Source organism: Pedobacter sp. AC402 (genome assembly GCF_979252805.1).
This window is the reverse complement of sequence record NZ_CEEDAI010000006.1, coordinates 220,663-244,006: the sequence shown is the minus strand read 5'-3', so window position 1 is coordinate 244,006 and position 23,344 is coordinate 220,663. Positions and strand designations below refer to the sequence as shown.

General features: G+C 37.6%; 27 protein-coding genes and 1 pseudogene. 12 read left to right on the top strand and 16 right to left on the bottom strand.

The features are described from left to right. Nucleotides 1-4: 4 nt before the first annotated feature. The 4 genes from AC0IWE_RS05455 to AC0IWE_RS05440 form a co-directional block, all read right to left on the bottom strand. Complete coding sequence (locus tag AC0IWE_RS05455) at nt 5-670, bottom strand: hypothetical protein (RefSeq protein WP_471792253.1); 666 nt, start codon at nt 668-670, stop codon at nt 5-7. A gap of 47 nt (nt 671-717) precedes the next feature. After that, nucleotides 718-1,248 carry an RNA polymerase sigma factor gene (locus AC0IWE_RS05450; RefSeq protein WP_471792252.1) on the bottom strand — a complete coding sequence of 177 codons (531 nt, stop codon included), beginning with the start codon at nt 1,246-1,248 and terminating at the stop codon, nt 718-720. 123 nt (nt 1,249-1,371) lie between these two features. Next, a complete protein-coding gene (locus AC0IWE_RS05445; protein WP_471792251.1) occupies nt 1,372-2,067 on the bottom strand; it encodes a DUF4397 domain-containing protein in 696 nt (231 codons plus the stop codon). 166 nt (nt 2,068-2,233) lie between these two features. Next, nucleotides 2,234-3,856 carry an ABC-F family ATP-binding cassette domain-containing protein gene (locus tag AC0IWE_RS05440; protein WP_055905850.1) on the bottom strand — a complete coding sequence of 541 codons (1,623 nt, stop codon included), beginning with the start codon at nt 3,854-3,856 and terminating at the stop codon, nt 2,234-2,236. Between the two features lie 309 nt (nt 3,857-4,165). On the opposite strand from AC0IWE_RS05440, the gene AC0IWE_RS05435 reads away from it, so the two are divergent. The 4 genes from AC0IWE_RS05435 (at nt 4,166) to AC0IWE_RS05420 (ending at nt 6,422) form a co-directional block, all read left to right on the top strand. Beyond that, on the top strand, nt 4,166-4,456 hold the full coding sequence (locus AC0IWE_RS05435) for a hypothetical protein (RefSeq protein WP_471792250.1): 291 nt from the start codon (nt 4,166-4,168) through the stop codon (nt 4,454-4,456). After that, entirely contained in the window at nt 4,404-4,847 is a 444-nt protein-coding gene (locus AC0IWE_RS05430) for a hypothetical protein (protein ID WP_471792249.1), read from the top strand. The genes AC0IWE_RS05435 and AC0IWE_RS05430 overlap by 53 nt, the downstream gene beginning before the upstream one ends. Before the next feature lie 333 nt (nt 4,848-5,180). Then, nucleotides 5,181-5,735, top strand: coding sequence for a hypothetical protein (locus tag AC0IWE_RS05425; protein ID WP_471792248.1), 555 nt, complete (start codon nt 5,181-5,183; stop codon nt 5,733-5,735). Nucleotides 5,736-5,846: 111 nt separating this feature from the next. Further along, nucleotides 5,847-6,422 carry a nitroreductase family protein gene (locus AC0IWE_RS05420; protein ID WP_471792247.1) on the top strand — a complete coding sequence of 192 codons (576 nt, stop codon included), beginning with the start codon at nt 5,847-5,849 and terminating at the stop codon, nt 6,420-6,422. Nucleotides 6,423-7,152: 730 nt separating this feature from the next. Here AC0IWE_RS05420 and AC0IWE_RS05415 read toward each other — a convergent pair. Then, complete coding sequence (locus AC0IWE_RS05415) at nt 7,153-7,392, bottom strand: hypothetical protein (protein ID WP_471792246.1); 240 nt, start codon at nt 7,390-7,392, stop codon at nt 7,153-7,155. Nucleotides 7,393-7,692: 300 nt separating this feature from the next. Next, a complete protein-coding gene (locus tag AC0IWE_RS05410) occupies nt 7,693-7,932 on the bottom strand; it encodes a hypothetical protein (protein WP_471792245.1) in 240 nt (79 codons plus the stop codon). 572 nt (nt 7,933-8,504) lie between these two features. On the opposite strand from AC0IWE_RS05410, the gene AC0IWE_RS05405 reads away from it, so the two are divergent. Together AC0IWE_RS05405 and AC0IWE_RS05400 are read left to right on the top strand one after the other, a co-directional pair. Then, nucleotides 8,505-8,849 (top strand): DUF1801 domain-containing protein, encoded by a 345-nt coding sequence (locus AC0IWE_RS05405; protein WP_471792244.1) that lies wholly within the window; start codon nt 8,505-8,507, stop codon nt 8,847-8,849. A gap of 17 nt (nt 8,850-8,866) precedes the next feature. Then, nucleotides 8,867-9,319, top strand: a complete 453-nt coding sequence (locus AC0IWE_RS05400) for a 3-oxoacyl-ACP synthase (RefSeq protein ID WP_471792243.1) — start codon at nt 8,867-8,869, stop codon at nt 9,317-9,319. Nucleotides 9,320-9,970: 651 nt separating this feature from the next. Here the strand turns inward: AC0IWE_RS05400 and AC0IWE_RS05395 are convergent. From AC0IWE_RS05395 to AC0IWE_RS05370, 6 genes are all read right to left on the bottom strand, one after another. Next, entirely contained in the window at nt 9,971-11,137 is a 1,167-nt protein-coding gene (locus AC0IWE_RS05395; RefSeq protein WP_471792242.1) for a DUF3298 and DUF4163 domain-containing protein, read from the bottom strand. Nucleotides 11,138-11,227: 90 nt separating this feature from the next. Next, entirely contained in the window at nt 11,228-12,109 is an 882-nt protein-coding gene (locus AC0IWE_RS05390) for a polysaccharide deacetylase family protein (RefSeq protein ID WP_471792241.1), read from the bottom strand. Nucleotides 12,110-12,120: 11 nt separating this feature from the next. Beyond that, on the bottom strand, nt 12,121-13,074 hold the full coding sequence (locus tag AC0IWE_RS05385; protein WP_471792240.1) for a M1 family aminopeptidase: 954 nt from the start codon (nt 13,072-13,074) through the stop codon (nt 12,121-12,123). Nucleotides 13,075-13,102: 28 nt separating this feature from the next. Further along, the gene (locus AC0IWE_RS05380) at nt 13,103-13,483 is read right to left on the bottom strand and encodes a hypothetical protein (protein ID WP_471792239.1); all 381 of its coding nucleotides are present in this window, start codon (nt 13,481-13,483) and stop codon (nt 13,103-13,105) included. 55 nt (nt 13,484-13,538) lie between these two features. After that, on the bottom strand, nt 13,539-13,736 hold the full coding sequence (locus tag AC0IWE_RS05375) for a hypothetical protein (protein ID WP_471792238.1): 198 nt from the start codon (nt 13,734-13,736) through the stop codon (nt 13,539-13,541). Beyond that, nucleotides 13,678-14,421, bottom strand: a complete 744-nt coding sequence (locus AC0IWE_RS05370) for a polysaccharide deacetylase family protein (protein WP_471792237.1) — start codon at nt 14,419-14,421, stop codon at nt 13,678-13,680. Before AC0IWE_RS05370 ends, AC0IWE_RS05375 begins: the two co-directional genes overlap by 59 nt. 173 nt (nt 14,422-14,594) lie before the next feature. Between AC0IWE_RS05370 and AC0IWE_RS05365 the strand changes: the two are divergent. Continuing rightward, nucleotides 14,595-16,148 (top strand): annotated as a pseudogene (locus AC0IWE_RS05365) (DPP IV N-terminal domain-containing protein); the annotation flags it as partial. Between the two features lie 51 nt (nt 16,149-16,199). Further along, on the top strand, nt 16,200-17,102 hold the full coding sequence (locus AC0IWE_RS05360) for an alpha/beta hydrolase family protein (protein WP_471792413.1): 903 nt from the start codon (nt 16,200-16,202) through the stop codon (nt 17,100-17,102). A 411-nt stretch (nt 17,103-17,513) separates the two neighbouring features. On the opposite strand, the gene AC0IWE_RS05355 is transcribed toward AC0IWE_RS05360, so the two are convergent. Continuing rightward, complete coding sequence (locus tag AC0IWE_RS05355) at nt 17,514-18,350, bottom strand: M57 family metalloprotease (RefSeq protein ID WP_471792236.1); 837 nt, start codon at nt 18,348-18,350, stop codon at nt 17,514-17,516. Nucleotides 18,351-18,472: 122 nt separating this feature from the next. Between AC0IWE_RS05355 and AC0IWE_RS05350 the strand changes: the two genes are divergently transcribed. The 4 genes from AC0IWE_RS05350 to AC0IWE_RS05335 all read left to right on the top strand — a co-directional run bounded on the left by AC0IWE_RS05350 (nt 18,473) and on the right by AC0IWE_RS05335 (nt 21,303). Then, nucleotides 18,473-19,675 carry a S8 family serine peptidase gene (locus AC0IWE_RS05350; protein WP_471792235.1) on the top strand — a complete coding sequence of 401 codons (1,203 nt, stop codon included), beginning with the start codon at nt 18,473-18,475 and terminating at the stop codon, nt 19,673-19,675. A gap of 11 nt (nt 19,676-19,686) precedes the next feature. Continuing rightward, nucleotides 19,687-20,118 (top strand): hypothetical protein, encoded by a 432-nt coding sequence (locus AC0IWE_RS05345; protein WP_471792412.1) that lies wholly within the window; start codon nt 19,687-19,689, stop codon nt 20,116-20,118. Nucleotides 20,119-20,277: 159 nt separating this feature from the next. Continuing rightward, entirely contained in the window at nt 20,278-21,102 is an 825-nt protein-coding gene (locus AC0IWE_RS05340; protein WP_471792234.1) for a hypothetical protein, read from the top strand. A gap of 45 nt (nt 21,103-21,147) precedes the next feature. After that, on the top strand, nt 21,148-21,303 hold the full coding sequence (locus tag AC0IWE_RS05335; protein WP_471792411.1) for a T9SS type A sorting domain-containing protein: 156 nt from the start codon (nt 21,148-21,150) through the stop codon (nt 21,301-21,303). 445 nt (nt 21,304-21,748) lie between these two features. On the opposite strand, the gene AC0IWE_RS05330 is transcribed toward AC0IWE_RS05335, so the two are convergent. The 3 genes from AC0IWE_RS05330 to AC0IWE_RS05320 all read right to left on the bottom strand — a co-directional run bounded on the left by AC0IWE_RS05330 (nt 21,749) and on the right by AC0IWE_RS05320 (nt 23,121). Continuing rightward, nucleotides 21,749-22,354, bottom strand: a complete 606-nt coding sequence (locus AC0IWE_RS05330) for a c-type cytochrome (RefSeq protein ID WP_471792233.1) — start codon at nt 22,352-22,354, stop codon at nt 21,749-21,751. A gap of 167 nt (nt 22,355-22,521) precedes the next feature. Then, on the bottom strand, nt 22,522-22,731 hold the full coding sequence (locus tag AC0IWE_RS05325) for a hypothetical protein (protein WP_471792232.1): 210 nt from the start codon (nt 22,729-22,731) through the stop codon (nt 22,522-22,524). 258 nt (nt 22,732-22,989) lie between these two features. Beyond that, nucleotides 22,990-23,121, bottom strand: coding sequence for a hypothetical protein (locus AC0IWE_RS05320; RefSeq protein ID WP_471792231.1), 132 nt, complete (start codon nt 23,119-23,121; stop codon nt 22,990-22,992). Between the last annotated feature and the right edge of the window lie 223 nt (nt 23,122-23,344).

Here is a 23,344-nt window from a genome sequence, read left to right as displayed (position 1 = left end):
ATTGTCATTTACCCATTGCAGGAGCAACATATACATCTGGCTGCCATTTGGAGTTTCCAGTAGTTTTGGCAGCAGGTTTTTGTTGATTAGCGTAACTATCCTGGGCTAAAAGCTTTTCAAAATTAGTTTGTGTACTGGGTTGAGGTTTTTTATTTTCGGTTAAAATATCAAATTCTTTCGACTTCAAATCGGAAATATTTTTGCCAGAAAGTGTATTATCCAGCAAATTGTTATTTATTAACCCTAATCCTTCTGTTGCATTCGTTAAAGCATAACCATTCTGTTGTTCCAATAAAGGTTTTATCTTTTCATTGGTTATGCTAGGGCTATTATAAGCTAAATTGGTTTCAGCAGGCGTTTGGTTGCCGATATTAGTGTTTGACGGAGGGGCAATACTTTTCGATGGAACAATAGTATCCGTATTTTTATGAGCTGAATCTTTTGTTTTTTGCTTGGTTATTGCAACTTCATTTTTAGAATTATCATTATTTAATGTTAAAAACACACCGCCAAAAATTAAAATTAAGGCAGCAGCAGCCCATAAAGGCCAGTATGCAATGCCTCTTTTTTTATTTTCTTTTTCCGAAAAGCGCTCCCAAGCACCATCAGGGTATGTTTCCTCATGGTTTTGGAGTTGCGCGGTGATGTGCTCAATTAATTCCTTATCCATTTTTTTCGTATGAATTAACCATGGTATTTAGGTAAAGGGTACGTAACTTATTTTTGAAAGCGGGTAAGATATACCCTGCTCGAACTTTCTGGAATGTTCAACATTTTCGAAATTTCATCATGGGCAAAGCCTTCAATTTCATATAAGTTAAATACCAGTCGCTGTGTATCTGGCAGGTGATTTAATAAATTTAAAATATCGTTAACATGAAGTTCGGAAGCAACAGAAACCTGCGTAACCGGATGTTCACTTTCTGCAAGATCATCTACATAAAACTGGGCCTTCGAACTTCTTATTTTGTCTATTGCAGTCCGCGAAGCAATCTGGGCAATCCACCCTTTAAAAGATCGCTGTAGTTCTTCGGGGTTTTTTGGTGGTTTAAATCCGCCAACATGTTTAAAAATCTTGATAAAGCTATCATTTACAAGCTCTTCGCTGTCTGATGTATTTTTTGTATACCTTAAAATAATGCCCATTAAATAGCCATAAAATGATTTATACATCATTTCTTTACAGCTATTGTCGTTTTTTACACAGCCTTTTAAAATTTCCTCAAAACTGAGTATTTTTTTTGTCACCCTTGTAAAGGACTATTTTTTAGCGGTTTATCATGGTTAATTGATTGCAAATTTAAGAAAATAACACCACCCAATTTTTTGAGTGGTGTCAAATTTCTTTTCAACAGGTAGTGTGAAATGATTTTATTTGTTTGTCATTACTGATAATCCAACTCCGGTACTATCAGTTTTGCTTGATAGGCCTTTTGCCCAAATGGTATAAATTTTTCCTTTTTCAATTTTAACAGCTGGTAAACTTACTTTAACTGTACCGCCTTGTTTTAACTGAAAGGTATAACTATCGTTTGGTGTAATGTTGCTAAAAGTAGTAAACTCTTTAAATGCCTTTGCAGTAAATAACGGTGTCTCAGTACCCGAAATAGCTAAATCAAATGGTGCAGAACCCGGACTTAAGTTTACAAAGCGAACTTTTGCCTTATCGGTTTCTGGTGCTTTTAAATCATCTTCTAAAATTAAAAGTTTTGTCGATTTTAAAGTATCCACTACGAAAACCGAATAAAATGATCCTGATTTTAATGTAGCTGTAGCTGTGGTTAAATATTTTAATGAATCTTTTTTGGCAACCCCAATCAATCTTGTTCCTGGGTAAGCGGCGTAATACCCTAAATCTTTAGTGTAAGTAAAGCTGTTTACTTTTTGGTTGTCCAAAATAAAATCCAAGGCAGCTGTTCCTGGCGATGCGTGTATGAAACCAATACCTGCAGCTTCAATCGGATCGCTGTTAAAGTCTTTTTTACAAGCTGATATAGTTAATGTAATTGCAATAAGAGAGAGTATAATTTTTGTCGTAGTGCTAAAGTTTTTCAAATTAGTTTTCATTTTAATGTTATAAATCAATTTTATGAACAAAATTGGTTAATGGCCATTAACGCTTTTTTCTTGTAAAACGATTAACGGAATGAAAACGCTACACCAGCTTGGTTTTTTTATATAAAAAAAGCCACATGTTTAACATGTGGCTTTAAAACAATATCTTAAATAAAATTTAAGAATACATTTGTTCTCTTAATTTGGCAACATCGCTGCTGTTAATGTATTCATCATAAGTCATTAACTTATCAATGGTTCCTTTTGGCGTAATTTCGATAATGCGGTTTGCAACAGTTTCTGTTAACTGGTGATCTCGTGAGGTAAACAATATGGCACCTTTAAAATCTTTCATGCCATTGTTCAATGCCTCAATGGATTCTAAATCAAGGTGATTAGTAGGTTCATCAAACATCAATAGGTTGGCTTGCTGCAACATCATCCTGGAGAACATGCAACGCATTTTCTCACCTCCTGAAAGTACTTTAACATTTTTAAGTACTTCTTCGCCTGAAAATAACATACGGCCTAAGAAACTGCGTACAAACTGTTCATCAGCTTCGGTGCCCGAATATTCGCGTAACCAATCAACAAGATTTTCATCTTTGCCGGCAAAATATTCAGAGTTATCATTCGGTATATCAGCAGTACTGATGGTTACTCCCCATTTAAATTCTCCTCTATGGTCGGTATCTCTACCGGTTAAAACATCGTAAAATGCGGCTGTTGCTAAGCTATTTTGAGACAATACGGCAATTTTATCGCCCTTATTTACCATAAAAGTAACTTTATCGAATAATATGCCTTCGTTTCCGTTTTTGCCAAGGTTTTCTACCTGTAAAATCTGATCGCCTGCTTCGCGGCCTGTGTTGTTAAATATAATTGCAGGATATTTTCTGCTTGATGCTTTAATTTCGGTGATATCGATTTTATCGAGGGCTTTCTTACGCGAGGTAGCTTGTTTCGATTTAGATGCATTGGCACTAAACCTGCGGATAAATTCCTGCAGCTCTTTTACCTTATCTTCCATCTTCTTGTTCTGATCGCTGCGTTGTTTTAATGCCAACTGACTGGATTCGTACCAGAATGTATAGTTACCGGTGTAGATACTCATTTTCGCGAAATCGATATCCACAATGTGGGTACATACAGCATCTAAAAAGTGCCTGTCGTGAGATACCACCAATACTATATTCTGGTAATCGGCCAAAAAGTTTTCTAACCAGGCAATGGTTTCAATGTCCAAATCGTTGGTAGGCTCATCCAGTAGCAAAATATCTGGATTACCGAATAAGGCCTGCGCCAATAATACACGTACTTTTTGTGTATTATCCAGCTCTTTTAGTAATTTATGGTGGTTATCTTCGGTAATGCCTAAGTTGCTCAACATGGTTGCAGCGTTGCTTTCCATGTTCCAACCGTCCATTTCTGCAAAAAGATTTTCCAGTTCTCCGGCGCGTTCGCCATCTTTCTCGGTAAAATCTTCTTTCATGTAAATGGCATCTTTTTCTTTCATGATGGCATAAAGTTCTTTATGTCCGATCATTACTGTTTCTAATACCGAAAACTCATCAAATTCGTAGTGGTTTTGTTTTAAAACCGCCATTCTTTCGCCTGGTGTAAAAGCAACGCTACCGGAAGTTTGGTTAACTTCTCCAGATAAAATTTTTAGAAAAGTAGATTTACCTGCACCGTTAGCCCCAATTACGCCATAGCAATTGCCCTGGGTAAATTTTAGGTTAACATCTTCAAATAGTGTGCGCTTGCCGTACCGTAATGATAAATTAGAAACTGAAATCATGCTGTAATTGAAATAAGGCGCAAAGATATACAAAAAGGTTGACGGTAAAAAGGTATTTGGTTGCTGATCTTGAAATCGTAATGGTTAAAAACGGGTAAATGATGGTTTCTGTTCTTTTTGGCAAATACCGTCCCGTTATACGCTTTACTCGTTGCACTTCGTGTTCGCTGCTACCGGGTTTATTTTACAAAAGGGAGGAGCTTTTGGCAGGTTGCGCACCACTCAAATTAAAAAGATTAATACAGGTTTAGTATACCTTTTTCTTGATGTTGTTTTGTATTTTAGTGCTACACACAAAATGAAATCAATATGAAAAAATTAACACTAGGCATTATAATGTCTACAATTTCCGTCGTGGCTTATGGCCAGGAATCCCAGTACAAGTATAAAGTAGATTTTTTTGGTGATACGATTCTGGTTGATTCGAAAGATAAGACCATAGGTAAACAGAAGAAAGACTTTTTTGGAAAAACTATTATTGTAGATAAAGATGGTAAAACCATAGCGAAGCAAAAGCAGGATTTTTTTGGCAATACAATATTGGAAAATGAAGCCGGAAAAACTGTTGGTACACAAAAAAAAAGATTTTTTTGGCAATAGGGTATTAGAAAGTGAACGCGAAGAAAACCTGGTGCCAAAACCTTTAGGTGGTTTGGTGCCTGGAGATGGAAAAACGGAGGTTACGCTAAAACAAAAGGCAGATATTTTTGGCAATACGATTATTGAAAACGATCGAGGCCAGGTTCTGAACGTTTACAAAACAGATATTTCGGGCAATATTACCATAGAAAATGGTGAGGGCAAGGTAATAGGCAAGCAAAAAAATAACTCGTTTGGCGAAACGGTTGTTGAAGATGACCATGGAAATGTGATTGCTAAGTATAAAAAAGATGTATTTGGCAATACTGTTGTAGAAGATGTTAACGGTAAAAAGATTGGTATTTTTAAAACAGATATTTTTGGGAATAAATCTTTTGTGCCTGAACATTAAACAACTAAACCTCGTAGGTTTAACCGTAATAATTGGCTTTATGGCCTCATAGCGCCAGTACTGTTTATAACCTGCGAGGTTTATTTAAATTTTTATCAGGGAGTGGGTTTTGCGTTAGGGATTGTAAGGGTTCAGTGCCGATTAAGCACCCCTGTTTTTATTAAATTACGGTATGCTTGCTTGTTTTACAGGCTTCATCGGTACCGGAGCAAAGCGAAGCCCTGAAAAAGCCCGACCCTTGCGCAGCTTGGGTAACGCCCAAATCATTTTATTAACCGCTCGCATTTCTGGATGATGTGAGGTTTTATCCGGTAAAAAATATATTTTCGTTTTATGCAATCAGATCTCTTGCTCGAAAACATAAAAACAACGCTGCAAAAAAGTAAGGTAGAAAAATTAGCCGCTATTGCTTCTGAAGAAACCTTTTCGGTGAAAGATTTGATTGATTTAAGTTTTTACCATGATGAACAGATTGGTTTTAGGGCCGCATGGATTTTAGAAAATGTATTTACTCATCATCAGGAAAGATTTTTACCTTACACGCATTATTTCTTAGAAAAATTTCCTCAACAAACCAATTTATCTGCTTTAAGGCATTATGTAAAAATCCTGGCTTTAATAACTAAAAGAAATGCTTCAAAAGCACTTAAAGAAATTATTGCCGATTACAATACGGATCATTTAGTGGAAATTGTTTTTGCCTGGTTAATCGACCAGAAAATTCCTGTGGCTATAAAATCACATTGTTTAAACATTTTGGCCAATTTAAATGCCAAACACGATTGGATAAAGGAGGAGCTTTTACAAACGATGGATTTTTTGGTGGATAAAGAAAGTATCGGCTTTTTTGCGAAGGTTAAACAGATCAGGAAACAGCTTTCAGTTTGAAGTTAAGGGTTTGCAGTTATTTAGTTTAAGCTTCAGTTAAGGGAACGTCAAAACTTTGGGAGTTGTTGGCTTCTTTCTTATACCTTCTGCCTTTTAGCTTATATTTACCACATGAGTACAACATACGATATCGTTTCAAAAGTTATAAAAGAACGTCGCAGTATTTTTCCTGCAAGCTATATAAAAAAAGAAATCCCGGTTGAGGTAATTAACCAGATTTTAGAGACAGCTAATTATGCACCTACACACAAATTAACGCAGCCCTGGCGTTTTGTGGTGATTAGAAAGGCTGGATTAGCCAAACTTGGTGAAGAACTGGGGAGGCTATATAAAGAGCTGGTTAGTCCGCAACAGTTCTTACAGAAGAAGTACGATAGCTTTGCCGAGAAAACAAGTCAAGCAGATTGCATTATAGCCATTAATATGCAGTTAAGTGGTAAAATACCGGAGTGGGAAGAATTGGCTGCTGTATCATGTGCGGTACAGAATATGGCGATAACGGCCGAAAGTTTACAGGTTGGCGCGTACTGGAGTTCGCCACCGTTGATTGATGATTTAGGCGAATTTTTAAGTCTATCCGAAAATGAAAAGTGCATTGGTTTATTTTATATGGGTTATCATAATGAGAAACCATGGGCACCGAACAGAACTCCGATGGAAGATAAGGTGAGGTGGATAGAAGGGTAGGATGAAATCTTTGGATTTGTTATTACTATAAATTCGTAATTGTGAGGCTGGGGAGAGTAGAGGGAATGCGTTAAATCCGTCATTGCGAAGATGGGGGAGAGCGAGCTGAAGCAATCTTTCTAGTAATGTTTCTAATACGGTCGTCATTCCCGCGCATGCGGGAATCGTAATGCTTTCGCTACGCTCGGGCTTGCCTCGGTTAGCCACCGAAGGGCTTTTACTTTTGGCTTGGCCCAAAAGTAACAAAAGTCCAAGGCTTGGAACTGATGTCGGATAAATTCGTTAAAGCTTTTTGGTCGTCAGCACAAGTTCCGCCGAAGGGGGCGGAAAGTGTGTGCTGCCTCAATGCAACGATGGAAGGAAAGGTATTGATAAAGCTTTAACGTTTTCTCCTTCCATCATTTCCTATGCCGGATAGCAGGGAGGAAATAGCGAGGGGCAGATACAGGCATCCGTAAGTTACTTCTTCTGAAACTATGAGGGGATGCATTCATCCGTCATCTCGACCGTAGTGGAGAGATCTTTGAATTTGCTATTACTATAAATTCGTAATTGTGAGGCTGGGGAGAGTAGAGGGAATGCGTTAAATCCGTCATTGCGAAGATGGGGGAGAGCGAGCTGAAGCAATCTTTTTAGTTTTTTACACACGGCCGTTATTCTTGGGTATGCGGGAATCGTAATGCTTTCGCTTCGCTCATGCTTGCCTCGGCTCACCGCCACCGAGGGGCTCTTACTTTTGGCTTGGCCCAAAAGTAACAAACCTGAGCGCAGCGAAAGCATGACTACATATAAAAACAACAAACAATAAGGCATAACTGAAAGGCTTGGAACTGATGTCGGATAAATTCGTTAAAGCTTTTTGGTCGTCAGCACAAGTTCCGCCGAAGGGGGCGGAAAGTGTGTGCTGCCTCAATGCAATGATAAAAGAAAAGGTAATGATAAAGCTTTTAACGTTTTCTCCTTCCATCATTTCCTATGCCGGATAGCAGGGAGCATATAGCGAGGGGCAGATACAGGCATCTGTAAGTTACTTCTTCTGAAACTATGAGGGAATGCACTCATCCGTCATCTCGACCGTAGTGGAGAGATCTTTGGATTTGTTATCACATAAATCCACCATTGCTTTTATGCTGGGGAGAGTGAGCCGAAGCAATCTTTCTAGTATTGTTTCTAACACGGCCGTCATTCTCGCGCATGCGGGAATCGTAATGCGGTCGCTATGTTTTCGCTCCGCTCGGGCTTGCCTCGGCTCACCGCCACCGAAGGGCTTTTACTTTTGGCTTGGCCCAAAAGTAACAAACCTGAGCGCAGCGAAAGCATGACTACCTATAAAAATAACAAACAATAAGGCATAACTGAAAGGCTTGGAACTGATGTCGGATAAATTCGTTAAAGCTTTTTGGTCGTCAGCACAAGTTCCGCCGAAGGGGGCGGAAAGTGTGTGCTGCCTCAATGCAACGATGAAAGAAAAAGGTAACGATAAAGCTTTAACGTTTTCTCCTTCCATCATTTCCTATGCCCGATAGCAAGGAGCAAATAGCGAGGGGCAGATACAGGCATCTGTAAGTTACTTCTTCTGAAAGTATGAGGGGATGCATTCATCCGTCATCTCGACCGTAGTGGAGAGATCTTTGGATTTGCTATTACTATAAATTCGTCACTGTGAGGCTGGGATAGAGCGAGCCGAAGCAATCGTTTTAATAGGTTTTTAACACGGTCGTCATTCTCGCGCATGCGGGAATCGTAATGCGGTCGCTATGTTTTACATACATGTTTGCCATTATGTCTAAGGCGATCGTCATGCTGATCCGATTGCTATCGGATTTATTTCAGCACCTTCTCCTGTTTAAAACATTGAGGGAGCACATAAATCCGTCATTGCTTTTATGCTGGGGAGAGTGAGCTGAAGCAATCTCACTATCAAAAGATCTCTTTAAAAATAATGTGAGCATGTAACTGGAAATTACTTTATCGCATTAGAAATGCGAATCTCAACAATCCTCGTTATAAACGAGGACTATGTAGGATTTAAAAGATTTCTTCACTTCGTTAGAAATAACGATCTTTCTAATTATTTAAAATATGTTAAATCCTCTGGATAATTATTTCGAGCAAAAAGATGAGCCAATTAAAAGTTGCCTACAATATTTGAGGGCGCTTTTATTGCGTTATGCCGATATTACGGAGCATTGGAAATATGGTATGCCTTTTTATTACCACAATGGGAAAATGTTCTGCTATCTTTGGACTCATAAAAAACTTTATCAGCCTTACATTGGGTTGGTTGACGGAAATAAAATTGAACACGAAGATTTGTTGCAAGAGAAGAGAGCCAAAATGAAGATTTTACTAATCAATCATCTTGAAGATATTCCTGAAAGGAAAATAGAATCTATCTTAAAACAGGCATTTGCCCTTCGTAAATAAATATCTTAAACCATTACATGTCTGCATTAAAATCCAATCTATACAAGCTTTGCCTAACCTTTATCCAAAACCGGATAGAAAACATTGAATATTCTTTGCAACAAGCCCGACAGGCTTCTAATGATGATACCAAAAGTAGCGCGGGAGATAAATATGAAACTACGCGCGAAATGATGCAGCAGGAGATGGACCGCAACAGTAAGTTGCTTTACGAAGCTGGTCAGCAGAAAATTGCCCTGCAACAGATCGAAAATGTTGAATCAGATCGCCTGGTTAAAAACGGAAGTTTGGTTTTAACTAATGAAGGTAATTTTTACATCAGCATTAGTGCTGGTGAACTTAATACCGATGGGCAAAAGTTCTTTGCAGTATCCCAGGCTTCACCAATTGGGCGGTTTTTGATTGGAAAAGCCTTACATGAAAGTTTTAAGTTTAATGGCAAGGAATATATTGTAAAAGAGATACTATAAAATTTTCATTTAACCGTTCGAAGCTTGCGGTAGATAGTTCTGAAGTCGCAGTAGATAGTTCTGAAGTCGCAGTAGGTAGTTCTGAAGTCGCAGTAGGTAGTTCTGAAGTCACAGTTGATAGTTCTGAAGTCTCAGTTGATAGTTCTGAAGTCGCAGTAGATAGTTCTGAAGTCGCAGTAGATAGTTCTGAAGTCGCAGTAGGTAGTTCTGAAGTCGCAGTAGGTAGTTCTGAAGTCGCAGTAGGTAGTTCTGAAGTCGCAGTTGATAGTTCTGAAGTCGCAGTTGATAGTTCTGAAGTCGCAGTTGATAGTTCTGAAGTCGCAGTAGATAGTTCTGAAGTCGCAGTAGATAGTTCTGAAGTCGCAGTAGATAGTTCTGAAGTTGCAGTAGATAGTTCTGAAGTCGCAGTAGATAGTTCTGAAGTCGCAGTAGGTAGTTCTGAAGTCGCAGTAGATAGTTCTGAAGTCGCAGTTGATAGTTCTGAAGTCGCAGTAGATATTTTTATCAACGCAGTCAACAACATTATCAAACATTCATCCTTTGAACTGGGAGAAATCTTAACCCTTCATTCCCGCAGATGATAAATTTTGAGTGGGCAGTTTCAATTAACCAATTCTATCTGTTAACCGTTTAACCAACAATCAACGCTAATTATTTAATTCCCATCCGTTGCGCAAACGCAGGCACCAGGTAATTTTTTAAATCTGTATAGGGAATAAACACCACAATCTGGCCCTGGGCATAGCTTGCTACTTCGTAAGGGTTGTACATAAATGCAATCCCGTTTGCATTGAAATAAAAGTTATGATTGGGTTTTATGAAATTGTCGAACAATACCGTAGTAAGTGCATCCGTGGCTTTTATATTGTATTCTTTACGGAAATTCCGCTCCAAAATGCCTTGTAAAGCATTCGAATCTATTTTAACAATATCGCTCAATACCAGTTGTTTTTTGTTCTTTACATCTAAACAGAACATCGTACTGCTGTAGTTGCCATGCGCCCCGCCTGTATAAGCATCGGCCAGAAAATCAATTACCACATAACCGTTATCATTGTAATTAATCGATTGCTGGGTATCGTTTGTATAATTTAACCAAGCCTGAAAATCTTCTCCACGGCTGTTTTTAGATTCTTCGGTAGCCTGAGATTTATAATCTTTAAAATAGTCGTCGGCTATATATTTGAAACCCACTGAGCGATCTACCTGTGATTTAATACCAATTATCTTTTTAAGTTGTGTATTTAACCAGTTTCCGGCGTCATCATTATTTTTACTTTCTAAATATTCGAAGCTGATTTCTGCTGCGGGAGATTTCGGTTGATTGGCAAAAGCTTTTACTGAATCTTTATAAATTGCGGCCTTAAACGGATAACTGCCTTCAGGGTATTTTTCTGTAAGGGCAATGGGAAAATTTTTGGTTTTATCGCCACTTTCCCAGTTGCCATTAAAGCCATTTCCATTCCATTTAAGCCTTAAAAGCGGCGATTTGGAATCATTTGTAAAGTACGATTCGTAAAAGCTGTACTCGGTAAGCACTAAGCTATCTTTACCAATCAGGGTATCGGTACTTAGGTTAAGCCACGAGCCATTGTAATAATAGGTTCCGCTTACATCATTATCTACTTTTTGCAGGTGCATAATTACTGGTTTACCGGCAATTGTTCCCTCTAATCTTTTATAAAAACTGGCAGTAAGTTCAACTTTTGCATTTGTTGTACCGGCTTTGTTTTCGGAAGTGTTGTTGCTATTTTTAGGGTTGTTACAGGCGGATATAATCAATACTCCGAAAAGGAAACAAAAGAAATGGTATTTCATGGGGCAGGCTATTACTTAACAGTATTAAAGTTTACAGCGTTGCAAGGTTAAATTTTTCAACCTGAAAGCACACAAGATTTACAGTTGAGGCTATGATTTTGTTTTATTAAAACTTTTATTAATGCTGTAGTATAAATTTTTGGCCGTGTACCTTCCTGGGTCTATTATTCTTCTGATGGTATAGAGCGGATAATTTTCATCTCTGGCTGTAGAAAGAATAAAGGCTGCCTTAAAACCATGTTCTTTTAGCTTATGTAATGTAGCGGATTTGAAAACTCCATAGGGGAAAGCGAAATAGGATACTTTTTTCCCTGTAATTTCCTCTAGTTTTTTGGTTGGCGCATCAATTTGGGTCGTCCAGTCTTGATCGGTAAAATGAGCAAAGTTTTTATGGTCGTAAGTGTGGCTGGCAATGGTGTTGCCTTCGTCTGCTAATTGCTTAATTTGCTGTTTAGTCATGTAATTGATCCTGCCTTTTCTACCTATTGATACGGTCATGATAAAATAAACACCTTTGAAGCCATATTTTTTCAAGGTAGAATTGCCTGTGGTAAACTGATCTTCATCGGTATCGTCAAAAGTTATCATAATTGGTTTTTCGGGCAATTTTCCTCCATAAACCAGGTAATTGTAGAGTTGATCGGGCAAAATGGTATGATAACCGCTATCTGCAAGCATTTTCATGTGTTCTTTAAACTTATCCGGGGCAATAATATCATCGTGCGCACGCTTACTGTCGCTGGCAATATTGTTTCTGATCTGGTGATAGCACAGCACTGGTACCTCTCTTTTTGCCAAAATGGTTTTGTTATCGGCCGGTTTAGTATTTGTAGAATCTTTTTTAACAGTTTCGGGGGTATTTGCGGTAGCCGTTTTTTCTTTTTGTTTACTGCCGGAGCATGCCAATGAAAATGAACCCAAAACCAGGATTGATACTAGGGTATAGACAGCGGAACTGAGGTATTTTCTCAATGTTTTTATATTTATTTTACCAAAGATACAGCGTTTTCGGAAAGGATAAATGTTTTTTCATAAGCATCCCATTCTTTTTGCGTGATTCCGGATTTTAAGGCATTTCTTTTAAAGAAAGCGTAATCTGTAAATTCACCTTTAGTGTTTAAGCAGGTATTGAGAAATTTAAACATGCGCTGCTCTCCGATTGATTGTTCGAGCCCGCGTAATAAAAACGGGCCGTATGAATAACGGTAAGTGCCCGATATTTCATTCGCTTCTTTAATGGCATTTAATGGTTTTGCCTTAAAATTTTTAAGTTGTTTCCCTTTGTCTTCAAAATATTTGGTGCCGAATGTTTTTCCAAATTTTTCTTCGCTTGCTTTTACTGATAAATATTCGGCGGTAGATTCTAAAAAGAACCAGAATAAGGTGGCGTTTGGTTGCAGTACATTACCGAAATAGTAGTGCCCAATTTCGTGTGCGATAAATGGGTAATCGTTTTGATTTTTAAGTTTGTGGTGTTCTTCATCTATCATATCGCCCAATTTAATGCCCGCAAAAGCAATGGTTGGAAACGACACAAAACCCCAGCTTCTGCCTTTGTTGAATTTTTCTACGGGCGCATGTTCAATAAAGATATTTTGGGTATTGTAGGGTATTTTTAACGCTTTAAAATAATAAGCTTTCATTTCGGCTATGTTTTCTTCAAAAACTTTAAGCTGCTTATCATTCATTTGGGTGTTTAAAAATATTGCTCCTTTTGTTTTTTGTGCATCGTAATCGCCAGCAAAAATCATGGGTGCAATCGGCACATCAGATTTAAACCTTGCAACAGGACCTGCTTTGGGCAGATCGCCATTAACAAAGATCATTTTGGCATCTTTACTGATTACCTGTATGTCGAAAGTCATCTGTTCAATCTGACGGTCGTTTTTGATATCATAAATAACCGGATACCATTTAGATTGATCGGTAGCCCGCATTGTTTTACCATTAAAAGCAATTAAGCCTTTAAAATCGACAAAGTTTAGCGTATCGGTATAAATAGGGAATGCCTCCTGTATAGGTAATGTGCAATTTCACGGGGTTAACCAATGTGCTATCTTTAAACAATGGGGTATAGGTTAAACCTTCGCCCCGCATAGCCCCGCCATAAAAACCAGAATAGTTTAAGGTTTGGTTTGCCGAATCTTTTATTGCTTTGATGTTAAATCCTTTGTTTAGCAGGATCTGGTAATCTTTTCCAAGGTTGGGGATATTGCTTAATACAAAATCGCAGGTAATTTGCCCGGTGGCCATTACAATTTCGGCTTTACCAGTTAAATGCGGCGTTTGTGCATAAGAGTTAATCAACTGAAAAGTTAACAGAAGCAGTAGTAAGTATTTTTTCATGTTTAATCGTTGGTTCGTTAAAAAGAAAAATCCCGACAGTGCCGGGATTGGTGATTTAAAAACTGTTTTTAATGCTGTTGCTCAATGTTTTTGGCGACCAGTAACCGCTGGCAATAATTCTGCGGATGGTAAATAACGGGTCTTTTTCATCGCGTTTTGTAGAGAGTTGATAAGCCATTCTGAAACCACGTTTTTTAAGTTCCGGAATTCCTTCTGCATTCCATAAACCAAAAGGATAAGCAAATTCGGTCATGGTTTTGCCTGTAATTTCTTCTAGTTTTTTCAGTTGGTTTATCCAGTTGTTCTTCCCAATCTTTACCGGCATATTTTTTAAAGTTTTTATGGTCGTAAGTATGGCTGCCAATTATGTTTCCTTCATCTGAAAGTTGTTTAATCTGCTCCTTCGTCATGTAATCTACAAACTTGCCTTTTCTGCCAATCGAAACCGTCATGATAAAATAAACGGCTTTAAAGCCTAATTTATCCAACGTTGGGCGAACAATGGTAAACTGATCCATGTCTGTATCATCAAAAGTAAGCATAATCGGTTTGCTTGGCAGGGCAGCACCAGTGTTCAGGTAAGCGTACAACTGATCGGGTAAAATGGTGTGGTAACCACTATCGGCCAGCATTTTCATTTGATCTTTAAAGTTTTGTATTTCTACAATATAATCTTTACCTACTTTACCATCGGTTGGTTTCCAGTTTCTCACCTGGTGATAGCATAAAATCGGCACTTGTTTTCGGGCCAGAATGGTTTTGGCATCGGCAACTTTTATCTTCGAAACATCAACCGGAGCTGCATTACCTGCTGCGGTTTTGGCCATTTTTGATGTGGTATCTTGAGTAGAAGGGTTTTCTGTTTGTGATTTAGACTGGCAGCTGGCAAATAAGATTGCGCCTGCTGTTATTAAGGTTAAAAAGCTATATTTCATCATTGGGATATATGGCTACAAAACTATAAAATCTGTTAATTATTTAGCTATCAAAATAAATAGTGTTAATAATTTATTTACAGCATATATAATTGAGCTAACTATCGCTTTTATTACACATTAAAACCTGCTTAATATGCTTTAATTAAATAATTTAGCGGTTCAAACAAATTTTAATGAATAAACTTTATAAACTCCTGTTGTGTGCGCAGTTTTTATCCCTAACTGTAGCTGCACAAAACAAAACTTTTACCATAACCGAGAATGTTCTGCCGCAACCTAAGGCGAATTATCAGCTTGCATCGCGTTTTTCGCCAAACAAGTTGAAAAAAATGGTGTATTCTACCGCGGTAGATCCGCATTGGCTAAAGTTAAGTAACCGTTTTTGGTACACTTTCGAAAGTCCGAAAGGTAAATTCTGGTATTTGGTAGATCCTGCTGCAAAAAGCAAAAAACTGATGTTTGATAATGCTAAAATTGCTGCAGATATTACCCTGGCCGTTCGTGATCCGTTTGATGCTGAGCATTTACCACTCGAAAACTTAAAATTTGCTTCGGATGAAAAAAGTATCTCTTTCGAAATTAAAAGCAGTGTTGATGAGTTGAAAAAAGAAAGGAAAGATAAAAAAGCGGCAGATTCGATGCAGAAGAAAATATTTTCTTTTAAGTATGAACTGGCCACTGCAAAGTTAACTGAGGTACCGAATTTTAGTAAACCCAAACCAAAACCAGCATGGGGATCAGTAGCACCAGATTCATCTGCTATTATATTTTCACGCAATTATAATTTGTATTGGATGGATAGGGACAATTACAAAAAAGCGGTTAAAAATGAAGATGACAGTACCATTGTAGAACATCAGTTAACAAAAGATGGTGTAAAATTCTATTCGTACGGGAGTGATGGCGATGGCGAAAACAATGTAGAAAACGAAAAGAATAATAAAAAACGCCGCGGTGCTTATGTGCTTTGGTCGCCGAATTCGAAATATTTTGTTTTAGACAGGACTGATTCGCGTAAGGTTAAGGATCTTTGGGTAATTAACAGTGTTACACCTGGCCGCCCAACTTTAGAAACCTATAAATATCAAATGCCTGGAGAGGCTGAAGCTGCCTAGGATGAGGTTTTGTTATTCGATTTTGCAGCAAAATCTTACAAAAAACTAAGTGTTGCAGCTTTTAAAGATCAAAGCATTTCGGTTTGGAGTAAACCTTCATTAAATAAAGACCGTGATAATGAATTCCGCCCGTCTATATGGCTCGGCAATGATAGCCGTTTCTATTTTTCTCGTACCAGTCGCGATTTAAAGCGCATTGATATTGGTACAGTAGATATTGCTACCGGAAAAGTTACTCCAATTATCGACGAACGTTTTAATACTTATGTAGAGGTAAACCGCCCGGGTTTGGTAAATGATGGTAAAGAGTTGATTCATTGGAGTGAGCGTGATGGCTGGGCGCATTTTTATCTTTTTGATGAAAATGGTAAACTGAAAAACCAGATTACCAAAGGTGCTTTCCACTGCGAAAGTATTGTGAATATTGATGAGAAAAAACGCATCCTATATTTTACGGCTAACGGACGTGAAGGCAAAGAAGATCCTTATTATTTGCATTTATACAGCATTAATTTTGATGGCTCGAATATGAAATTGTTAAATGCCGGCGATTTTGACCACGCTTCGAGTATGAATGATAACAATACTTTTTTTGTAGATAATTATTCGAGGGTTAATACTGCGCCTAAGGCTACACTTTATGATGGTACTGGTAAAAAAGTAATGGATCTGGAAACAACTGATTTATCATTGTTGATGACTGCTGGTTACAAATTTCCGGAAACTTTTAAAGTAAAGGCTGATGATGGCATTACTGATCTGTATGGTGTGATGTATAAACCATTTGATTTCGATCCAAATAAAAAATACCCGATTATTGAATATGTATATCCAGGGCCGCAAACGGAAGCTGTGAATAAGGCATTTAGTAAAAGTATGGACCGCACTGAACGTTTGGCTCAATTCGGTTATATCGTAATCACCGTTGGTAACCGGGGCGGAAACCCTTCGCGTTCTAAATGGTACCATACTTATGGTTATGGCAACCTGCGCGATTATGGTTTGGCTGATAAGAAAACGGCTATAGAGCAACTGGCCGCAAAATATCCTTATATAGATGAATCTAAAGTAGGGATTACAGGCCATTCTGGCGGTGGTTTTATGTCAACAGCGGCCATGTTGGTTTATCCTGATTTTTTTAAAGCAGCAGTTTCTAATGCAGGAAACCACGATAACAGCATTTATAACCGTTGGTGGAGCGAAAAACACCATGGGGTAAAGGAAACCATCTCGTTAAAGGGCGATACCTCATTTAAATACAGCATTGATAAAAACCCAGATCTGGCTAAAAACCTAAAAGGGCATTTGTTATTGATGCATGGTGATGTAGACAATAATGTGCATCCTGCGAACTCCATCCGTGTAGCCAATGCATTGATGAAAGCGGGTAAACGTTTCGATTTCTTAATTATCCCTGGTCAACGCCACGGCTTTGGAGATATGACAGAATATGCTTTCTGGAAACTGGCTGATCATTTTAACAAATATTTAATTGGCGATTTCTCAGAACCCAGCGATGTTGATTTGGTAGAAATGGACAGAGATATCGAACAGAACGGAAAATAAAATTCATTTAACCACAGATTAAGAGGATGAACACAGATAATGAATCCGTCTTTATCAGTGTTCATCTGTGGTTAAACAATATTCCTATGAGCCATCTGTCGTTTTTGGAAAGCAGGGCGCGGTAGTTCTTCGGTTATTGTAGTCCTGCTATTGCCTATAGTCCCGATTTAAGTGCGCTTAAATACAAGATATTTCCTCAAATCGGGAGCTATTTGGCGCTATCAGTAATAAATCAGGCTTGTGTTTCAAAGGGTAAGCCGTTGTCACAGGTTCACGTTACGCGTCATCCTGAATTTATTTCAGGATCTATTTCTGTTGCAACCCTTTAGTGAATAGAATATAAACATAAAAGCCCCGAATATTTCGGGGCTTCTAATTTTGATCTGTAAGATAATCCTTTGGGTGTTCTGCTTATTTGTAAAGGTAGTTTACAGCAATAACATCATTAGCGTTAAAGGTGCGGTTACCACCATTAGAACAGGCTAACATAAATGAAGCTGCATCAGGATTGGAAGGAGTTCCTGGAATTCTAACTGCGCCAACATTCGATGCACCTTCATTGCCTGCGCCACTTGCACCACAGCTAAAAGCACGGTTCATGTAATCGGTATGACGGAAACCTATGCAGTGGCCAACTTCGTGCTGGATCACAGAAGCCAGATACAATAAATCAGGGTTGCTTCCATAAGCAGCAGCATTGGTATTCATTTTGATCTGATTAAATGGTTTTCCTGATGATGTTGGGAAGCCTGCAGAGCCTAAGGTGATAAAACCACCGCTAGGGCCTTCATTAAAACCTATTACATTAATGTTTCCGGTTGTACCGGCACTAGCCCTTTGGAAAGTAATGCGAAGGCCCAATGAATTGTACCTCGAAATCATGGTATTTACGGCATCGCTGTATACCTGTGGTAAATTGGTTACTGATACTGTGATAACACGCGGTAAAGATTTTACAACATTAGTGGTTCGGTATTGCTCGGTTTCAGCAATATTTAAATTTGCACCGGTAGCAGTTTCAGTTAAATTATCTTCAGTTAAAAGGATATCGCCTTCAACTAAATAACCTTCGTCTATTTTGCGGAGGTTATCAGTGCTAAATCCTAACGATTTAATTTGTGATAATTTGTCGGCCGAAATATCTGTTTTGTTTTCTACTGCACTTTCTGTATTATTACTCTTACAAGAGTATAAAGTAGTGAATAAAAGGCATAGTGCTGCCATTGATAAAAATTGGGATGTTTTCATCTTGTTTAGGTTTGATTTTTTTTAAATTGAATAAGTTAGTTAATAAAATTTGCGGATTACCTTATAAATCCTAATTTAGGGAACATAAACGATGTAAACAAAACTTTGTTATAAAATATTTATTGAAAGTCACTACTGTATTTTTAGTTTTATTATTTTGTCTGTCTGCTTTTGGTTTAAACGCACAGGTACAACCTGCTGGAATAGAAAAATATTTTGAAAAATATATTTCAAAAGGTGGTAATTTTCAAAAATCACCAGCCGATTCGTTGGTTTTAGTTCGGTTTAACCGTAGCTTAACAACCCGGGAAATTGAGTTATTGCACCCAAAAAAGAAGCTTGCCAGCGATTATTTTATTGTCGAAAAATCAGCTGTTTCCAACCTATCCAAAAATGTAATTGATCAGCAACAGGCTAATGCCCTTTGGAAAGCCAGTGATCGGTTAATGAAAGTGCTGAACAAGGCAACAAAAAAGAGTGATTCCGTTCGGGTAAGGCTTTCATTCAAAAACACAAATGAGTTAACAGTTGCCGCTAAAAACCTTAATGTTAAAGCAATAGATTATGGCAATAATATAGTAACAGTTGATATTTTGCCATCGGATTTACTGTTGGTGCTGGAAAGTGATGGAATATTATATGCGGATACGCTGCCGGTTGCCAAAACAGAGGTGGTTATTAATGGGCTGGATTTGAGTTTAAATCAGATTTCTAACGCCCATATTCTTTTTCCAGGTACTGATGGCAACGGAATTAATGTTTCTTTTAAGGAAGGAATGTACGATGCAACCGATCTTGATTTACTTGGAAAAACCGTACCAGGAGCAATTATAGGTAAAACACCTACCAGCCATGCCACCACAATGGCCACGCTGGCATTAGGCAATGGCAATTCGTTTATCAGGGGGTTAGGGGCTGCACCTAAAGCTAAACTTGCATTTTCTGATTTTTCTAACCTCATGCCTGATTTAGCTGCTGATTTAAACAAGCTTAAAATCAGTGTCCAAAACCATTCTTATGGTACTGATATTGATAACGATTATGGCATGGAAGCCGCTGCTTACGATAAGCAGATTTACGAAACGGACACGATGATCCATGTATTTTCTGCCGGAAATAAAGGAACAACCACGCCATCAGTAGGCTTTTATCAGAAGATTAACTCAAGGGCTAACCTAACCGGTAATTTTAAACAAGCCAAAAACCTATTGGTTATTGGGGGCATTAGCAGGGAAGATGTATCTGAAAGTTTGAGCAGTAAGGGCCCGGCTTATGATGGCCGCGTAAAGCCCGAGCTTGTTGCTTTAGGCGAAGATGGAACCTAGGTTCGGCCGCAATTACGAGTGGATCAGTTGCTTTATTGGAACAATTTTATCAACAAAAATATAAAAAAGCTGCTTCTGCACCATTAATAAGAGCAACACTGATCAATTCTGCTGATGATTTGGGAACGCCACAAGTTGACTTTGTGTACGGATATGGGAAATTAAATGTAACCCAATCGTTAAAAACCTTAGATGAAAACCGGGTTGCAATGTATGAGGTTGCCAAAAACCAGGATCTGGTAATACCTTTAACTATTCCTGCCGATGTAACCGAAGCTAAGCTTACCATTACCTGGAATGATCCTCCGGCAACTGTGAATGCCGCACAAAGTTTGGTTAATGGATTGGATTTAAGTCTCCAAAGCCCATCAGGAAGTTTAACCTTACCGTGGGTATTAAGCAGTTTCGCTAATTTAGATTCCCTTTCAAAGGCCTGCGGTTAGAAAAGCGGATGTAATTAATACTATTCAGCAGATCAGCGTGGAAAACCCAAACCCAGGTGTGTACCAGGTTCATGTTAAGGGAAAACAGGATTGAAACTGGCAACAATCAGCGTTTTGCATTGGCTTACCGTTATAAAATGAAGAATACTTTTTTCTTTCGTGAGCCCGGAAAAAGATGAATACTTTTTTGCCAATGAAGGAAATTACATCCGGTGGGAAAATAATTATTCAAGCAAAAGCGGAAACTTGTCTGTAAGTTATAATGATGGAGCTTCCTGGAAATTAATAGCATCGGGAGTGGATATAAGCAAGGGTTTTTATAATTGGGTTGCGCCTGATTTGTTTTCCAAAGCGATGGTAAAAATGGAAGTAGAAGGCAATGTAATCATGAGTCAAACCTTTGTGATTTCTAACCCAAGAGTATTAAAGGTTGGGTATGCTTGTAAGGATGGTATTGTGCTAAACTGGAATCCACAGCCTGGTGCCAAAGATTATACACTCTATAACGTGGTGGATAATGTACTTACGCCGGTTTTAAACCTTACAGATACCCTTGTGAAGCTGGATATTAATAAAATTTCGGGAAAGTATTTTGCCGTGGCCGCCAACGGTACGGGGTTTACAGGGTTAAAAAGCTATACCATCGATTATACCCAACAAGGAATTGCCTGTTATGTTAAAAGTTTGTCTGCTTCGGTTATTGAAGATAAAATCAGACTTGATTTGAGTATTGGAACTACGTTGGATTTAAAAAATATCATTTGGGAAAAACAGACTGGCGTAAATAAGTTTACAGCTTTACACACCAGACTAAACCTGTTTCAAAATCAATTGGATTATGCTGTTTTTGATGACAAACCAAAGGCTGGGCATACAGTTTTATCGGGTTACCTTCGAAACGGCCAGTGGACAGGTGCAGAGCGATCTTGTTTTCGGTGGTTTACCTTAAAGAAGATCAATTTGCTTTCTTTCCCAATCCGGTAGCCGATTATTTAACCATTCTTAGCGGTATCATTCGAAGATTATAGTCTGGCTATATTTAACATTTTGGGGCAGAAGGTTTTTGAAGAAAAGGCAACAAGTTCTAATAAATTTGCCCTCAATGCATTATCTACAGGTGTTTATGTTGGTGTAATTAATAAAAACGGACAGCAATTGAAAAAAATTAAGTTAATTAAGAAATAGTTAAATTCTATATACTTCTTTTAAGTGGTTAGGTATTACCTAAACTTAGCTTTGTTATATTTAAATCCATAACCAATTTGTTCAAAATTATTCTTTGGAGATGCTGTGAGCAAGGTTTGTATCTAATTTAGTAGGTAAAGCTTGTAGCCGATTATATTCTTTTATATAATGGATCAGGTTTTTCCGGTCACAACCTGATAGACTATCTAAAGTTTTAATTTTATTACTTAAAAAATCGCTCGACTTTTGAAATATCCTTTATGTTTGCTAATGAAGATAAAGTCTCTTAATTTAAGGCTGTCCATTTTTGATAGCTCAAAGTAAGAAGGTACATTGGGGTAATATCTTTTTTCTTGCTCTACATGACAGCTTCTGCAGCCAATGTTAAATTGAAGTTCACTTCCTTTAGCTAGGTAAAGAAGCACCGCAAGTATCGACTAACATTTTATACACGATTTTTAGTAGCTGCTACTTTATTATTGTTACCTGTGCAGCCAATTATAAATGAGATAATTAATAAACTACCTAAACTTAGCTTTGTTATATTTCGTATCCATTGGTATGGGGATTTATAACTTTTGTTTATTTTTTCAGGTATTGTATCAGAAGCATCTTCAGGTGTTCTTAATATATACAAATGTGGCCGGTTATATTCTTTAATGTAATGGATCAGGTTTTTACGATCACAATCCGATAGACTATCAATTTTTTTAAGCGGTTGTTGTAATTGGTATAGGGTTTTCATATAAAAACTAAGATTCTTTTTATGCTTAATGATGAACAAAAAATCTCTTAATTTTAAACTATCCATGCCAGAAACCTCTTTCATGGTAAAAAAATCAGGTGTAATTCTTTTATCTCTCTGGGTGTGACAGTTTATACATTTAATTTCTTCTCCAATTTGAGCTGCTTTTTCTACATTCAGCTTACAGGTATCTGTATTCAATTTACCCAGCGCCTCAGATTTATCATTGTTTCGATTTATACAGCTTAAGGTAAGTAAGACCAGTAATAGATTACCTAAACTTAGCTTTGTTATATTTAAATCCATTGGTGGGGTTGTTTAAAATTTTTCGTAATATTCTACTGTATTTAAACGTTGGGCTTAAGCGTAATGACCATTGGACATATCAACCAAACCTAGCATTAAATATGCATTCATTTTGGATAGTTCACTCAATGAAATCATATTATTATCTGTACCTGCAATTTCAGCCATTATACTTTTTCTGCTTGCGGTCCGTTAACATGCTTTAAACCCAAAGTATGAAAAACTTCGTGCATACTGATATTTGGATATTTACACCAGTCGTTATATACAACTGTAGCAGGTCCACCTTCTCCATCAGTTAACCCACTCGTGTTTAAATTATCAGTTTTGAAACCGATCCTGTCTACTACTGCCAGAACAAAATCATTACCTGCCAATTGGCTTAATCGGCTAATTTTTTCTGAGTTTTACAATGTAATTTATTCTATATCTTAGATTATATGCTCGATACTTTATATTCTTATTGAATTTATTTGATTTTATATCATAACTTTCAAGAACTAATCCATATTCCATCGTTTCTCCCCTAAGTTTATTCGGAATATTTTGCTGGGTATAGTGCATTAAGCTATTTAATTTCGGCGCACCAGTGATGGTTAAATCAAACACTTTTATGGTTAGGGTTACATCGCCAGTTACCAGCAAACTCCGGCAGTTTTGCCAGATGCATGTATAAGCTGTATCCTTAAGCCATTGCAGGTAATGCCACCGGAAAGTTTTTTGCCCTGGGCCAAAGCAACTTTTGCAAATAATTGGTTGAGCGTCATTTTGTTGCAGGTTAAGGTGTAGGCATGTTGTATAAAATATAATTTTTAAATCGTAAAATTAATGCTGGATGACTTTGCTTAAGTGAAATAGTATCTACTAATATACATTAATATATAGTTAATACTACAATTATCTAATCCAAACATTTTTTTTGAAATTTGATGGAGACCCCAGCAAAATTATTATAGTAGGCTTATAGTGGATAAATGCCAGTCGTTTACT

Coding starts and splice junctions, on each gene's coding strand:
- AC0IWE_RS05455 (WP_471792253.1), bottom strand. CDS start 670: ATGGATAAGGAATTAATTGAGCACATCACCGCGCAACTCCAAAACCAT.
- AC0IWE_RS05445 (WP_471792251.1), bottom strand. CDS start 2,067: ATGAAAACTAATTTGAAAAACTTTAGCACTACGACAAAAATTATACTC.
- AC0IWE_RS05440 (WP_055905850.1), bottom strand. CDS start 3,856: ATGATTTCAGTTTCTAATTTATCATTACGGTACGGCAAGCGCACACTA.
- AC0IWE_RS05435 (WP_471792250.1), top strand. CDS start 4,166: ATGAAAAAATTAACACTAGGCATTATAATGTCTACAATTTCCGTCGTG.
- AC0IWE_RS05430 (WP_471792249.1), top strand. CDS start 4,404: ATGAAGCCGGAAAAACTGTTGGTACACAAAAAAAAAGATTTTTTTGGC.
- AC0IWE_RS05425 (WP_471792248.1), top strand. CDS start 5,181: ATGCAATCAGATCTCTTGCTCGAAAACATAAAAACAACGCTGCAAAAA.
- AC0IWE_RS05420 (WP_471792247.1), top strand. CDS start 5,847: ATGAGTACAACATACGATATCGTTTCAAAAGTTATAAAAGAACGTCGC.
- AC0IWE_RS05415 (WP_471792246.1), bottom strand. CDS start 7,392: ATGATGGAAGGAGAAAACGTTAAAAGCTTTATCATTACCTTTTCTTTT.
- AC0IWE_RS05410 (WP_471792245.1), bottom strand. CDS start 7,932: ATGATGGAAGGAGAAAACGTTAAAGCTTTATCGTTACCTTTTTCTTTC.
- AC0IWE_RS05405 (WP_471792244.1), top strand. CDS start 8,505: ATGTTAAATCCTCTGGATAATTATTTCGAGCAAAAAGATGAGCCAATT.
- AC0IWE_RS05400 (WP_471792243.1), top strand. CDS start 8,867: ATGTCTGCATTAAAATCCAATCTATACAAGCTTTGCCTAACCTTTATC.
- AC0IWE_RS05395 (WP_471792242.1), bottom strand. CDS start 11,137: ATGAAATACCATTTCTTTTGTTTCCTTTTCGGAGTATTGATTATATCC.
- AC0IWE_RS05385 (WP_471792240.1), bottom strand. CDS start 13,074: ATGCGGGCTACCGATCAATCTAAATGGTATCCGGTTATTTATGATATC.
- AC0IWE_RS05380 (WP_471792239.1), bottom strand. CDS start 13,483: ATGAAAAAATACTTACTACTGCTTCTGTTAACTTTTCAGTTGATTAAC.
- AC0IWE_RS05375 (WP_471792238.1), bottom strand. CDS start 13,736: ATGACCGAATTTGCTTATCCTTTTGGTTTATGGAATGCAGAAGGAATT.
- AC0IWE_RS05370 (WP_471792237.1), bottom strand. CDS start 14,421: ATGATGAAATATAGCTTTTTAACCTTAATAACAGCAGGCGCAATCTTA.
- AC0IWE_RS05360 (WP_471792413.1), top strand. CDS start 16,200: ATGGATCTGGAAACAACTGATTTATCATTGTTGATGACTGCTGGTTAC.
- AC0IWE_RS05355 (WP_471792236.1), bottom strand. CDS start 18,350: ATGAAAACATCCCAATTTTTATCAATGGCAGCACTATGCCTTTTATTC.
- AC0IWE_RS05330 (WP_471792233.1), bottom strand. CDS start 22,354: ATGGATTTAAATATAACAAAGCTAAGTTTAGGTAATCTATTACTGGTC.
- AC0IWE_RS05320 (WP_471792231.1), bottom strand. CDS start 23,121: ATGACGCTCAACCAATTATTTGCAAAAGTTGCTTTGGCCCAGGGCAAA.